Annotated in this window: 12 protein-coding genes; all 12 read left to right on the forward strand. The window is 37.1% G+C overall.

Going from position 1 to position 15,378, the window contains the following annotated elements; all coding sequences use genetic code 11:
* The first annotated feature begins 74 nt into the window (after positions 1-74).
* The 12 genes from V3565_RS04690 (at position 75) to V3565_RS04745 (ending at position 15,225) form a co-directional block, all read left to right on the forward strand.
* On the forward strand, positions 75-389 hold the full coding sequence (locus V3565_RS04690; protein ID WP_455478043.1) for a type IV secretion system protein VirB7: 315 nt from the start codon (positions 75-77) through the stop codon (positions 387-389).
* On the forward strand, positions 379-1,047 hold the full coding sequence (locus tag V3565_RS04695) for a virB8 family protein (protein ID WP_455478044.1): 669 nt from the start codon (positions 379-381) through the stop codon (positions 1,045-1,047). Before V3565_RS04690 ends, V3565_RS04695 begins: the two co-directional genes overlap by 11 nt.
* Positions 1,044-1,910: a P-type conjugative transfer protein VirB9 gene (virB9, locus tag V3565_RS04700; RefSeq protein ID WP_455478045.1), complete on the forward strand. Its 867-nt coding sequence runs from the start codon at positions 1,044-1,046 to the stop codon at positions 1,908-1,910. The genes V3565_RS04695 and virB9 overlap by 4 nt, the downstream gene beginning before the upstream one ends.
* Complete coding sequence (virB10, locus tag V3565_RS04705) at positions 1,903-3,066, forward strand: type IV secretion system protein VirB10 (protein ID WP_455478046.1); 1,164 nt, start codon at positions 1,903-1,905, stop codon at positions 3,064-3,066. The genes virB9 and virB10 overlap by 8 nt, the downstream gene beginning before the upstream one ends.
* The gene (gene virB11 / locus V3565_RS04710; RefSeq protein ID WP_455478047.1) at positions 3,063-4,133 is read left to right on the forward strand and encodes a P-type DNA transfer ATPase VirB11; all 1,071 of its coding nucleotides are present in this window, start codon (positions 3,063-3,065) and stop codon (positions 4,131-4,133) included. Before virB10 ends, virB11 begins: the two co-directional genes overlap by 4 nt.
* A gap of 67 nt (positions 4,134-4,200) precedes the next feature.
* Positions 4,201-4,407: an antitoxin VbhA family protein gene (locus tag V3565_RS04715; protein ID WP_455478048.1), complete on the forward strand. Its 207-nt coding sequence runs from the start codon at positions 4,201-4,203 to the stop codon at positions 4,405-4,407.
* A 10-nt stretch (positions 4,408-4,417) separates the two neighbouring features.
* Positions 4,418-6,082, forward strand: a complete 1,665-nt coding sequence (locus tag V3565_RS04720; protein WP_455478049.1) for a BID domain-containing T4SS effector — start codon at positions 4,418-4,420, stop codon at positions 6,080-6,082.
* Between the two features lie 122 nt (positions 6,083-6,204).
* On the forward strand, positions 6,205-8,124 hold the full coding sequence (gene traG / locus V3565_RS04725) for a Ti-type conjugative transfer system protein TraG (protein WP_455478050.1): 1,920 nt from the start codon (positions 6,205-6,207) through the stop codon (positions 8,122-8,124).
* 406 nt (positions 8,125-8,530) lie between these two features.
* Positions 8,531-9,649 (forward strand): BID domain-containing T4SS effector, encoded by a 1,119-nt coding sequence (locus V3565_RS04730; RefSeq protein WP_455478051.1) that lies wholly within the window; start codon positions 8,531-8,533, stop codon positions 9,647-9,649.
* Between the two features lie 320 nt (positions 9,650-9,969).
* Positions 9,970-11,316, forward strand: a complete 1,347-nt coding sequence (locus V3565_RS04735) for a BID domain-containing T4SS effector (protein ID WP_455478052.1) — start codon at positions 9,970-9,972, stop codon at positions 11,314-11,316.
* Positions 11,317-11,818: 502 nt separating this feature from the next.
* On the forward strand, positions 11,819-13,546 hold the full coding sequence (locus tag V3565_RS04740) for a BID domain-containing T4SS effector (protein WP_455478053.1): 1,728 nt from the start codon (positions 11,819-11,821) through the stop codon (positions 13,544-13,546).
* 1,268 nt (positions 13,547-14,814) lie between these two features.
* A complete protein-coding gene (locus tag V3565_RS04745) occupies positions 14,815-15,225 on the forward strand; it encodes a flagellar protein FlgN (protein WP_455478054.1) in 411 nt (136 codons plus the stop codon).
* The last annotated feature ends 153 nt before the right edge of the window (positions 15,226-15,378 follow it).

Genomic DNA, 15,378 nt, shown 5'->3' on the forward strand with positions numbered 1-15,378 from the left:
GCATGCTTTTTTTCAAATCGTTTAGTGAAAAAGCATAAATGGATTGTTTGCTAAAATATTTGTGAGTTCAAAAAATGAAACTAAGAATAACTGTTGTTGCGATCCTTGTGATAGCTCTCACTGGTTGTGCTTCTCTTCGTGGTACTAAAAAACCACCACGATGTAATGGTCGACACACCCGCATTTTAAATCAAGATAAGTGGGATTGGAATAATAAGAATGTAATTCTGCAACAAAAAGTCATCAAGCCTGTTGCGACGCCGGTCATCCTTAACACGCTGGAGCATGAAAAGCAAACAACGGGTGTGGCGTTTAATGCATCTTCTTTAAATCCAGTGAGCCATGAAAAGCTGTCTTCTAAAACTACGGAGGCTGTTCGTGAAAAGTGATGCATTTGATGAATATATAAAAGAAGCACGATCATTCGATATTGATCGTATGCATGGTATGCGGTTGCGGATGAAAATTTCGATGGCGTTGACGGTGCTTTTTGGGTTGATGACAGTTGCTTTGGCTTTGGCTGTGGCTGCGTTAACACCCTTAAAAACTATAGAACCTTTTGTTATCCGCGTTGATAATTCAACAGGCATTGTTGATGCTATTAGTGCATTAAAAGAGACGCCAAATGACTATGATGAAGCGATAACGCGTTATTTTGCTGGTAAATATGTTCGTGCACGTGAAGGTTTTCAATCATCAGAGGCGCAAAACAATTTTCGCATGGTTTCTCTTTTATCTTCACTGGAGGAGCAAAACCGTTTTGCAAGGTGGTATTCAGGTAGCAATCCGGAAAGCCCGCAGAATGTTTATCGAAATATGATAGTTCGGATCACAATAAAATCAATTTCCTTTTTAAGCAAAGATCTTATTCAAGTGCGTTACTATAAAACAGTGAGAGAACCTGCTGGAAAAGAGGATATTTCCCATTGGGTTTCAATTTTAAATTTTTCCTACATTAATGCACGTATTTCAACAGAGGATCGACTAATCAATCCTCTTGGCTTTCAAGTGTCAGAATATAGGTCTGATCCAGAGGTGATAAAATGATCAGATTTTCAAAAATAATCTTTTTAGCTTGCGTTGTTACGGTTAGCTATTACACAAGCCCGCTATTTGCGGAAACATTTCCTGTCAGTGCGCGTAAAGACAATCGTATCAGATTTGTCAATTATGATCCATATAATGTTACGAAAATTATTGGATCTATTCGCTCTTCAGTCCAAATTGAGTTTGCTGATGATGAAGAAGTTACTCATGTTGGGATTGGTAATTCCGTTGCGTGGCAAGTTGCACCAGCAGGTCATTTTGTTTTTTTAAAACCGCGTGAAGTTCAACCTATCACCAATTTACAAATTGTGACAAGTCGCCAAGATGGAACAAAACGGTCTTATCAGTTTGAATTAGAAGTGCGTGAAGGTGAGGTTTCTGCAGGTAATGATACGTATTTTTTAGTAAAGTTTCGCTATCCAGAAGATGAAGCTTTACGTAAGAAATTAGCTGAGGCAGCAAAAGCAGAACAACGTGAAGAAAATTTCGTCAATGATGTTTTAAATACACATGAAGATTTTGGGCCAAGAAACTGGGCTTATGTAGCGCAAGGTTCAACCTTAATTGAGCCAAGTTCTGTTTATGATAACGGGAAAACAACAACGTTTACTTTTTTGGGTAACATTGAAATTCCTTCCATTTATCTTGTATCGCTTGATGGACAAGAGTCACTTGTTCCAAAATCGATTAAAGGAAACAAGGTTATTGTTCATGCCATTGCTGCACAATTTACCCTTCGCCGTGGTAATGAAGTGTTATGCATCTTCAATAAAAGGTTTACACCTGAAGGGATTAATCCTGAAACAGGTACAACATCACCATCTGTACAACGTAAAGTGAGCATAGGAAACAGCTATGAGTGATAAAGTGTATGAAAATAACATTGATGATCGTGATACAATAAAAGATGGTCAGGGGAAAAAAGATCGTTCTAATACAGGTAAAGCAGCTGCTTTTCTTATTCTTTTCGGTGTTTGTAGCTATTTAGTGTATTCAATGGTTTCGACAGATAAAAAACAACCTGTTGAATTGCAAAAAGAAGGAATTATTAAACAAACAGAATTTTTCCATCCGGCACAACTCAAACCTGATCCCCTTGAGGAAGACAAACAAAATCAAGCTCTATTGCCTAAGGTTGAATTACCAACACCAAAAATAAATCAAATAAATTCTGATGATCAATTGTTAGAAGCAGCGCAGCGTGCTCCTGTATTAGCTTATTCAAATACAAATCAAGGTAAAGCGCAAACAGAAACAAATAATGGTGCTGCATCTGGCAAATTGGAGAATAAACCTGATGAGACAGCGCAACGTTTTAACCATCTTCTTAAGCCAACAACTCTTGAAGGGGTTCGTGCTTCAACACTCGGCAATCGAAACTACATTATTGCTATGGGCGCTTCCATCCCATGTATCTTAGAAACAGCGATTAGCAGTGACCAACAGGGATTTGTTAGTTGTATTGTTGCCAGAGATATTTTGTCAGACAATGGTCGTGTTGTTTTACTTGATAAAGGTACACAAATTGTTGGTGAATATCGCGCTGGATTAAAAAAAGGCCAAGATCGTCTTTTTGTATTGTGGAACAGAGCTAAAACACCAAGTGGCGTCATTATAAAATTAGCTTCGCCGGCAACGGATGCACTAGGGCGCTCTGGTATTGATGGTGATATTGATAATCATTGGTTTGAACGAATTGGATCTGCACTTCTGTTGTCAATTGTAAAAGTTGCAACACATTACGCTAGCGATAATTGGTTGCAAGGCAAAGATTCAGATGGGAAAGGTTCCGAGACGGTTTCTGCAGGACAAAATATCGCAAATATTATTGTAGAAAATTACGCAAATATTTCCCCGACGTTGAATAAAAATCAGGGTGAAATGGTCAATGTTTTTGTTGCCCGTGATTTAGATTTTTCCAGTGTTTATAAGTTGAAAGTGATTGAAAGCAAAAAACGGGTTTTTGATCGCGCTATGTCGAAAAATTTTTATAAAAACTCTATGGTAACATCAAAATGAACCAAAATTTGCAAAATATTAACGATGAAACTGTCGCAATTGTTTTAACAAAGCTTAAACCAATTGATCAATTTTTAAAAGATGAGGGTCTTTTTGAAATTGTTATCAATCGTCCCTATGAAGTGATGATTGAAGGTGTTGAGGGATGGAAAACAATAGAAGCACCAGCTCTATCGTTTAATGAGCTTATGGGTATCGCCAAAGTTGTTGCTTCCTATTCTAAGCAAAGTATATCCGATAAAAATCCAATATTATCTGCAACTTTACCCGGTAATGAGCGTATTCAGATTGTTATTCCTCCAGCTGTGGAAAAAGATACGATCAGTATGACAATTCGTAAACCATCATCACGGAATTTTTCACTCGAAGATTTAGAAAATAAAGGTTTATTTTCAGTGTGTGAACAGGTTTCATTTACACCATTGAGTGATTATCAATCTCGTTTAACTGAACTTAAAAGCATTGAGCATGATTTGGCAACCGCTTATTGTAATAAGGATTTTGTTTTCTTTTTAAATCAGGCTGTAAAGCTGCAAAAAAACATTCTTATAGCGGGAAAAACTGGCTCGGGTAAAACAACATTGTCAAAAGCATTAATTGCTAAAATTCCCTATGATGAGCGTATTATTACTCTTGAAGATACTCAAGAATTGGTTGTACCGCAACCTAATCATGTTTCCATGATCTATTCAAAAGATGGTCATGGTTTAGCTTCTGTTGGCCCAAAAGAATTGCTCGAGTCTGCTTTGCGAATGCGTCCTGATCGTATTCTTTTGCAAGAGCTTCGAGATGGTACAGCCTTTTATTATATCCGTAATGTTAATTCAGGTCATCCAGGTTCGATTACCACGGTTCATGCGTCAACAGCACTTGCTGCATTTGAACAAATGACTCTTCTGGTTAAAGAAAGTGAGGGTGGGGGTGATTTAGAGCGTGATGATATTCGGGGTCTATTGATTTCAATGATTGATATCATTGTTCAATGTAAACGGATTGAAGGAAAATTTAAGGTGACAGAAATTTATTATGACCCATTCAAGCAACGAAGCATTTTTGGAGGTCATTAAATGAAAGTTTCATATCCTTTAAAATGATTAAAAAACAAATATTTTAAAAATTTGAAAGGAAATATGCATGAAAAAGACCATAAATGATCATGCTGCATCTCTTACACCAGAAGAACTTAAAGAGCGTCGTGAATCAGTTGATATCGTCATCAATACACATGCAATTGATGGTATAGAACTTCATCCTAAAACGCTCGAAATTTTAGAAGGATATGCGAGGGGGGATTATTCACTAGAAGAATTTAATGTGCTCATGGAAAACGCCGTATTATAAAGAGGTCATTATGCGAAAATTCAGGTCAAAAGCAGCAGAGCAAACTACAAAAATAGCAACGGTATTATCTTCCGAGCCTTCCTCTCATCATTATACCTATCCCAACAGTGTCGTATTGAAAAATAAATATGGAATAACTGATTTGGCAGCTCTTGATATGCAATGTGCGCATGATACAGCGCAAGCAATCATTCGTATACGCGAAGAGCCTTTACCAGAGAATTTTGATTCCACCTATCTGAAACATATTCATAAAAGTTTATTTTCCAATGCATTTGAATGGGCTGGGCATACTCGTGATGTTTCTTTTAAATTTGAGGACGGTACTTCCGCTGTTATGCCAAATATGAAAAAAATGTCTATGGAGGCTGTTTTTGCCAGTGGTGATCAAATTAAGGATGGATTGCAGAAATTAGATACAATGCTTGCTGAGAAAAATAATTTAAGAGGTTTAACTCACAAAGAATTTGCTCATGAAGCAGCAGAAGTATTTTGTTTGCTCAACCATATGCGTCCTTTCAGAAGAGGTAATGAATGTGTACAACGGGTGTTTCTTGAAAATCTTGCTAAAGCTGCAGGTCATCAGCTTGATTTTACGCTTGTATCAAAAGAGCGCATGAGGGTTGCTAGTGTTGCGGCGATACAAGATGGTAATGTTGATCCTGTGCATCATCTATTTGAAGATATCTCCAATCCACAAAAAATACGTATTTTAAAGGAATTCATGACCCACATGAAAAATACTGGGCGTGATGATCTTAACGGTCGTTTCGTTGTGGCTGCAAATGAAGGTGAAACCTATTCAGGAATCTATCGAGGCGCTCACTCAGAGGGCTTTATGATTGATATGAAAGATTTTTATGTTGTTGGCAAAAAAGAGAGTCTACGGCCAGAGCAACTGAGAGCATTACGGCCTGGTGATCAGTTTACCTTTACTGTTCCAACGGATAAGATTCTTGAAGAAAGTCTTATCCCAGCAGAAAAAGTATCTGCTTTAACAAAAGAAGAGATATCTGAAATGCTTCTAGAAGATGCTTGTGTTCAAGTTAGCAAAGAACAAATTCAGAAATTATCAAAAATTGTCTATGGTAATCCAAAAACATTAGATGCAAAAATGAATCTTATGCTTCAAGATCCGGCTCTCGGAGAGAAGTTTTCTAATCAAATTGCAAAATATCCGACATCTGTTGCATCTCTTGCAGGTGTTGATTTATTTTGTATAAAAAGTCAGACGCGTGCAGATGCTGAAGAAAATATTTTGCTGCTCAGTTGTGCAGTTTCAAATTATGCGCATGCTTTAACATATGCTAAAAAAGAAATCCTTAAAGAACATCAAGCAGAACAAAATCGTCGTGAAAAATCAGTTGAGATGCCAAGCAAAAGTTTGCAAGATCTCCTTTTTTTGCCAAAAGCACAACAGAGAGAAGCTTTGTCTCATTCTTTTATGCTGCGAAAAGAACTACAAGTTTTTGTAGATAAATTGCATGAGCGTTTATCGCCAAGTGAACATAAAGCGATCAATACTCGTGATTATGAGAAACTTGCTGAAAGTATTGGTACATCAGTCAATAAAGCAAGGGAAATTACAGATATTGTTGCCCATACCAAAGAAGCATATCAGCAATCCAAAATCCTTAAAGTGAGTCATTCAAAAGTGATGGCTATGACTGGTTAAAAATAGGAAGCTTTGTGTTGTCATTTTGATGCTTATGGGTAGGATTTACTTTGACAATATCCCGCTCCATTAAGAAAGTACCATCTTATGATATATCTAGATAAAATTGAAGGTAAGGCATAATGAAATACACAAAAATGCAATTGGTGCTTATTTTAATGCCAATCGCGTTGGGCATTTTAACAATATTCCTTGTTCCTTATTTATTGTTGTTGATGATAGATGGGATGAAGGTTCATCAAGCTTATTGGTATTTGCGTTCAGAACCGTCATTAGTTTTGGGATTGGTTGCTATGGTGTCTTTGATTTACACTATATCGCAACAGTTACATCTGCGCAAAGCTATCACGCTTGTTTCAGCTGTTTTTTTTAGTGTCGTTTCCCTTTATTATCTTGGCTGTGAAATTAAACGTTTAAGCCCCTATATTGGCCAACAAGGAATAACTTGGAGCTATGCTCTAAAGTTCATAGATCCTATGGTGCTTTTTGGCATTGCTGCTGGCATTATTCTTTTAATTGTCCAAGTTATATTAGCTTCTCCGCGTGCAAGCAATGTCAAGCGTGCAAAAAAAGGAGTTTTTGGTGATGCATCATGGATGCGTTTAAAAGATGCAGCAAAAATTTTTCCTGCAAATGGTCAAATTGTTATTGGAGAAAGATACCGTGTGGATCAAGATAGTGTGCGTGATATTCCCTTTTCACCGGGTGATAAAACAACATGGGGTAAAGGTGGAAAGGCACCTTTGTTAGCTTTTAATCTTGATTTTGGTTCAACCCACATGATCTTTTTTGCTGGTTCTGGTGGGTATAAAACAACAAGTACAGTAGTTCCAACATGTTTGACATATCCAGGTTCTATCGTTTGTCTTGATCCTTCAACAGAAGTTGCGCCGATGGTTGAGTTTGCGCGTAAAAAGATGAGTAATAGAAACGTTATTATTCTTGATCCTAATTCGGTATTGACGAAAAATTTTAATGTACTTGATTGGCTTTTAGATGACAGCGTACCGCGCACACAACGTGAAGCAAACATTGTCAGTTTTTCCAAACTTCTTCTCACAGATAAAAAATCAGATAATTCTTCAGCAGAGTACTTTTCGACACAAGCACATAATCTTTTAACTGCTCTTCTTGCTCATGTTATATTTTCTGATGAATATAAAGACAGTGAGCGCAATTTAAAAACATTGCGCCAGATCCTTTCTCAATCAGAAACGGCTGTTATTAATCAATTACGTTATATTCAAGAAACCACCTTCTCTCCTTTTATTCGGGAAATGGTTGGTATTTTTACAGAAATGGCAGAGCAAACTTTTTCGGGTGTGTACACAACTGCATCCAAAGATACTCAGTGGCTTTCTTTGTCTAATTATGCTGATCTTGTCTGTGGCAGTGACTTTGCATCTTTGGATATAGCAAATGGGAATACAGATGTCTTCCTTAATCTTCCTGCGAGTATTTTGAATAGTTATCCAGGGATTGGTCGCGTGATTATTGGTGCATTTTTAAATGCAATGGTAACAGCTGATGGAAACTATAAAAAGCGTGTTTTATTTGTTTTGGATGAAGTGGATCTTCTTGGTTATATGAATATTTTAGAGGAAGCACGTGATCGTGGTCGTAAATACGGTATATCCTTAATGCTGTTTTATCAATCTTCTGGTCAGTTGGTTAATCACTTTGGAGAATCTGGGGCGCGGTCATGGTTTGAAAGCTGTTCATTTGTGAGCTATGCCGCTATTAAAGATTTGCAAACAGCAAAAGAAATTTCAGAACGCTGTGGTCAAATGACCGTCGAAGTGACTGGAACAAGTAAATCTAGGGGATTATCTTTTGGAAAAGGTTCTCAAAATATTAATTACCAACAAAGAGCGCTGATTTTACCCCATGAAATTATTCAAGATATGCGTCAAGATGAACAGATTATTCTGATGCAAGGACAATCTCCTTTAAGATGTGGGAGATCAGTTTATTTTAGAAGAAAAGAAATGTTAGATGCTGCAGCGAAAAACCGTTTTGCTCCGAAAGCAAAGAAGAGCTGATTTTGCCATAGAATGCTATTATAAAATTTTATTTTTTTATTTTAAGTAAATTGTTTCAAATTGATACTTTTATAGACCGAACATCTTGTCATTTTGGTCTCTTAGCACTCATCATTTTGTGTAGATTGGGCTCAAAAGAGCTGTGCAATGTTAGGAAAAATATCCATCACAATATATTTTATAATTTTATGTAATTAATTGATAAAATTGCACAAAAAAACTGCATAAAAGTCACAAACATTGGTTATGGTTCATGTGAATAGCGCGAGGTCTTTGGAGGTCATTCAAATTGATATCTTCCTTTGTATAAAAGCTATTACTGCAAAGCTAGCAAAGCATAAAGGTGGAGAGTGCACCAAAGAGTTTTTAGAGTTTTTCTAAAACAAAAGTTTGAAAGGAAACATAGATGGAAAAAGAGCAAGCTAGCCAGAGCCCTTCGGTCTCTTCTCTACGAGCAGCGTTTGATCAACGCTTGCAGATGCAGAAAGAATTAAATGAAGGCGGATCATCTCCGACAAAGCCAGCTAGAGATGAGAAATCAGAGCATATATATGCGAAAGTGGTTAAAAAACCACCTCTCGATTCTCAAACAAAAGAGAAATCGGTTGGAGGAGGGGAGCGTGAACCTGTTTACGCATCCCTTAATTTAGATCCAAAAGGGGGTGCTCGATCAAAAGAGAGAGCGGTTGGAGGAGGAGAGCGTGAACCCGTTTATGCATCCCTTGATTTAGATCCAAAAGGGGGTGCTCGATCAAAAGAGAGAGCGGTTGGAGGGGAGCGTGAACCCGTTTATGCATCTCTTGATTTAGGGAAAAAAGGGGCTTCTCACTCGAGAGGTGGAGCGGCTGTAGGGTATTCAGATGATACTATCTACACGGAAGTTAGTACACACCAACCAAGGGCTCCTCACTCGCAAGGTAGGTCAGCTGGAAGGAGTCCGGGTGATACTGTTTACGCAGAACTGAGTCCAAAACAGCCAGGAGTTTCTCAAGCGAGAGAGAGAGCGGTTAGAGGTCCTCTTTCGGATCATGAGATTTCTCAAAAGGTGGCATCACGTGAAGAGGTGCAATATGGTATGGCAGAAATTCGACATTGGTGCAAAGTTGTTTATGGTGATCCGAATATTTTGCAGAGTAGAGTTGAGCAATCTGTTGGACATCCTGCTGTGGCAGAGGCTCTGTCATGGCAAATTGCAGAATCTTCAGAAACTATTCATCCGCTTGCTGGTAGTAAAAAGCTTGGTATAAAAAGTGGTGCGCGTAAAGAGGCTGAAGAGGGTATTTGGCCTTTGTGTCAAGCTCTTGACAGATATGTGGATGCTGTAAAACAAGCACACAAGGACGTTCATCGGGAACATCGCGCACAACAACAAAAGGACATGGGTGAACCTGAAAATCGATCACCGAAGGCGGCAAAAGATGTAGAGCACCATGGTCATCATCATCGCGGTCATCACCATCGGCATGATCATGATCATTCGCCTAAAGCTGGGCGTGCAAAAGGAGGGTTTGCTATGACTGGCTGAGGCTTTAAGCCTTATTCTTTGGATACTCTCTTGGCGCAAATTGTTTTATATGATTTGTGCCTTGAGATTTTGGCGAAGTATTACGACACATACAGTAGATATGCTGCATAAATTTTGTGTAACTTATTGATAAAATTCATAATAATATCGCATAAAAGTCATAAATATTAGTTATGATTGGGGCGAATAGCGTGAAGTCTGAAATCTCTGGAGGTCATTCAAGTTAGCATTCTGTCCTGAGTGATCAGGGTATAAAAATGAAGAGTGCACCAAAGAGCTTTTCTAAAACAAGTTTCGAAAAAGTCTGAAAGGAAATATAGATGGAAAAAGAGCGAATCAGCCCTAGCCCTTCGGTCTCTTCTCTACGAGCGATGTTCGATCAAAATTCACAGATACAGCGAGAATTAAATAAAAGCAAAGTGCCTCCTCCAAAACCACCAAGAAGCAAAAAACAGGATTCTCCAAAACAGGATCATTTATATGCAAAAGTGAATAAACAACCAACTGTCAGTTCTCAAGCAAGAGGTAGATTTACTAAAGATTCTCGGGTGGAGTCTGTTTATGCAACAGTTGATCCGCAGACAGTATCTGCTCAAATGCAAGATAGATTTTCTGGTATAGATCCAGAAGATCATATTTATGCAACAATTGATTCACCTGATGAAGTTATCAATCCGCTTTATGTAAAAGTCTCTCAAGTACAAGATAGATCTACTGGAAATCCTGGGATAGAGACTGTTTACGCAACAGTTGATCCGCAGACAGTATCTGCTCAAACGCAAGATAGATTTTCTGGTATAGATCCAGAAGATCATATTTATGAAACAATTGATTCAATCTATACAGGAGCCTCACACGCAAGGGATAGATCTACTGGAAATTCTAAGGTAGAGACTGTTTATGCAACAATTGATCCGCAGACAGTATCTGCTCAAGCGCAAGGTAGATTTTCTGGTATAGATCCAGAAGATCATATTTATGAAACAATTGATTCAATCTATACAGGAGCCTCACACGCAAGGGATAGATCTACTGGAAATTCTAAGGTAGAGACTGTTTATGCAACAATTGATCCAAGACGTACAGGAGCTTCTCAAGTAAGAGATAGATCTACTGGAGATTCTGGGGTAGAGACTGTTTACGCAACAGCAAATGCTCCACAGAATACAGATCATCTTCCAAGAAAGGGGCTTCTTCAAAGGGTGGAAGAAGACACAATAGTTCAATATAGTGCAGCAGCAGTAAAGCATTGGGCTAAAGCTGTTTATGGTGATTCAGGTGTTTTGCAGAATCAAATGGCGAAAATTGCTGCACTTCCTAGCTTAGGATCTGAACTTTCATGGGAAATTACGGAATCTCCCACGTCTGTTCATAGGCTTGCTGGTATTAATGTGTTTGGTATAAAAAATAGTACGCGTAAAACAGCTGAAGCAAGTATTGCACCCTTGTGTCGAGCTATTGAACATTATGTGGATGCTGTAAAAGGCGCATATGAGAAAATTCGTCATGAGCAACAAAAAGATGTTTCTAGATCAGAAGATCGATCATCAAAGATGACGGCAGGTATCAAGCAGGAACAAGATCTACAACAACGCAAAGATCATCAGCGGGGTCTGCATGCGGATAGAGTTGAGCGTCCAAAAATGTTGGCTGCAGCAATGATGTGAATGTTAAAAGTAAGCGTACACTGACATTCATCAAGAGTATAGCGCGCAGCAAAAAGATATTGGTTGATCATCAAAGATGATAGCGAATATCAAGCAGGAAAAAGATCTGCAATGCAAAGATCATTAGCGGGGGGGATGTATGCGCGTCAAGTTTTGCGTCTGGGGATGTTGTCTATGGTTTGCTAAAATGACATCAGTTTTATTTTTGAAATAGTCTATTGGCGCGAATTGTTCTGTATAATTTGCGCCAAAATAATTTTGTGTAATGTTATGGTATATGCATGAGGCATATTTCATAAATTTATGTAACTCATTGATAAAATTCATAATAATATCGTATAAAAGTCATAAATATTGGTTACATTCAGCGTGAATAGCGTGAAATTTGAAATTGTTAAAAGTCATTCAAAACATTTTCTCCTGAATGAAAACCTATCAAGGTATAAAGATGGAGAATGCGACAAAGAGGCTTTCTAAAAACAAAGCTTGAAAGGGAATGTGGATGAAAACAACCCAAACTGACCATTCTGTATCGCTCACGCCAGAAGAATTAAATGAAAACCAAGAAGGGATTGACGCCAGCATCTTTGCAGAGATTAGGGTAGCGTCACAAAATTTTTATTATTCCGATAGCAGAGTTCTCAAAAATAAATATCGTATCACAGAGTCACCAATATTAAATAAAGAATGTGCCCATGATGTAGCGCAAGAAATGATCAATTTTCGCAAAGAACCTCTGCCAGATACAATTGATTCTTCTTATTTACGGCATATTCATAAACGTTTATTTCGGCACACTTTTGAATGGGCCGGACATACTCGTGATAAACCATTCATGTTTGCAGATGGCAGTGTTGCCTTAATGCCTATTTTGAAAAAAAAGGAATTCACCACTCCTTTTGCTGTTGGCGAGAAGATAGAAGAAGGGCTTAATAATTTAGATAAAATGCTTGCTGAGAAAAATTATTTACGAGGTTCAACTCGCGAAGAATTTGTTGAATGTGTAGCTGAAATGATGACAAATTTGCATAATACGCATCCTTTTAGAGCAGGCAATAAGCGCACACAACGAATGTTTTTTGAAAAGCTTGCTGAATCTGTAGGCCATAAGTTAGATTTTTCTCTTGTGACGAGAAGGCGCAATATATCAGTAAATACTGCAGCGATGGAACATGGCGATTCAGAACCTATGAGGCATTTGCTTGAGGATATATCTCATCCAGAAAAAGCACTTATTTTAAATGAATTCATCAGCTCCATGAAAGATATTGGGCTTAGTGAGAGAAATTATCGTCCCACTGTTGTAGCACAGGATGGTTGTACCTATAATGGCACATATCAAGGTGGTGGGGCAAATGGTTTTATGATCGATGTTGGTGGTACTGCTGTTCTAGGAAATAAAAAAGATCTTACACCAGAGCAGCTAAAGACATTGAAAGTTGGTGATCGCATTTCTTTTACAGCTCCGGTGGGTAAAGATTTAAAACAATCACTGATTCCAGAAGAAAGAATAGCACCTCTTACAAAAGAAGAGATAGCTTTGAAGGTTCAAGAGGATGCGTTGGTTCAAGAAAGCATAAAAAGAATTGAACTTTTGTCTCAGGTTGTTTACGGCAAGACACATATTGTGAAAGATAAAATTCCAGAGATTAAAATTCCAGTAACCAGTGAAAATATTGTTGCAGGAGAGAAGTTTGCACGGGAAATTGGATCATTTCCTCAGTCTATTTCTAGACTTGCTGGTGTTGGTATGTTTTGTATAAAAAGTGGTGCACGCGCACTTGCTGAAGAAAATATTCTGCCTCTAAGTCATGCCGTTTATGATTATGTATATGCTATAAAACAGGCAGAAAAGGACATTTTGCATAATCATCATATGGAGCAAAAACGCTGTGGACGGTCGGTAGAAATGCCAAGTAAGTGGCTAAAAAATCTGTTGTCTTTGCCAAAAGAACAACAAGAAGAGGTTTTATTGAATTCTCCTGAATTGAAAGAACAAGTAGATGCTTATGTCCAAAAAATCAGTGATCGCTTATCCGCACGGGAGCATAAAGCTTTACGGGAGAATAAGTACGAGAAACTTGCGAAGAGTATTGGTACATCAGCACGTAAAGCAGAGGAAATCGCTAAAATCTTTAAGCAGACAAAAGAAGTACAACAAAATGTTCAGCATCGGAGTGTGTGCTCACATAAAGTTGAGCGTCCAAAAGCAGTTGCTATGACTGGATAATCTTATCAGTTCTTTTTTTCCTCTTAGCGCAAATCATACAAAATGATTTGCGCTAGGGTTAGTGGTATACGGTGTTATTTATAAGAAGATATTTTATCATTTTATATCACTGTTCGGAAATATTGTTAATTAAGTCAATTTATCAATGAGACACTCATTTATGGTAAAGGTATCAAAATTATCATAAAGGGAAGCTTTAAGGGTACGATTTTATATTGCTTATAATCAAGAATTAATTAAAAAGCGGCGAGAGAATCTTGATTTAAAATCAGATATCTAGTTTAGTGCTTATGTTGTTATATCAGCAAGTAAGCTACATTGTTACAACATATGATTTGTAAAACAGAAGATATAGAGCATCAATTGATGGTTAAAAATTTTATATATCTTTAACTTATTATTACCTAATAATCTTTTTATATCAATTTGTTAAGATGTTTATTGTTTTTAATAACACTTAGCATCAATAGTGGATTGTAAGTTATTGCATGATGGTAATAAGTTTGTATTGCAAACAAAATAACGATAACGTAAGCCTGATATAAGTTGGATAGTGTGTAGTATTTAAGGTTTCAGAAGAAAAATTTCCGGAATTTCTGAAAGAAAGAAAAAAATCTTACATTATAATCTGTTTGTTGCAAAGAAAAGCAAATGATAGTCATCTGTAACAGGTCTATAGCTGTTCAGCTGGCTGTTTTTTTGTATTTGTGTGTCTCTGATTCACAAAAATGTGTTCTTTTGTTGACAAATATTATATTTGTGCAAAATATTATGCGTGTGTAATTTATCGTATTTGAAGGAAGTAAATCTTTTAAAATTAGCGCAGCTTATTTTTGGGATGCTAATCATATGCATATAAATTCAAAGCTTGTGGAGGATAAAAATGCAAAAATTTTTAGAAAATTTCAATCTTCATAGTTCGAAAATAGTCCAAAAATTTGTCTAAACATGCTTTTGTGATTCATGCGATATGAGTTCTTATTGAAGATAGGTAGGATAAATTAGAAGTTATGATTTCTACCGTAATGAGTAAAGATTGGTTAGATAATTTGTATTATTTTATAAACTTACTACAGAACTAATGATGATTTTTAAACAAGAAGGGGAAAAGTTTTTTAATAAATTGAATGAGTACAAACTGTAAAGATCTTTACGTAATGATCCATCTGATAAACTCAATCTAAAGAGTAAGCGTCGTTTTTGATTTTCACGACCATCTATGAGTTTAGACTCAGGATTGAGCAACACTGTTGAAGGGGAAATAAAAAATGTCTGTAGCACAATATAGTGATGATAATGTCGAAACAAAGGCAAAAGTTCTTGATAATGATCTCATCGATCGTGGCTGGGCTATGACAAAATTTGTTGCTGCTGTTAAGGGACTGGCACAGGTAATTGATTATGAGAGTAATATGCTTGAGAGTAGTGGTGTTCCAGATTATGAAGAAATAAGTTTATGTAAGACACGTGGCTTACGGGATCTTAATAAGTCTATGAGTGATATAAAACGTTACATGAACCAAGATGTAGAGAATGAAGTAGAAAGCTTATTGACAGATTTACAGGAAAAATTGCGTCGTAATAGCGAATTGCTTCAAATTCATTTGGATGCAGTTAACAGTCTTGCACATGCTTTACAAACAACTGCTCGGACAAAGTTAACAGATGGAAGTTTGTAACAAAATTTTATTTTTATGTTTGGCGTCTGAAGTGATTAAAATAGATTCCAGTCTCGTATGGATTGATTGAGTGGATTTTTGCGTTGTTGAGTATCAAAATATGTGTGACCGTGGTTGCTAGTATTGTGAAGAATCTACTTCCTACTGTAATGA

The sequence above is a fragment of the Bartonella sp. B10 genome, assembly GCF_053794435.1.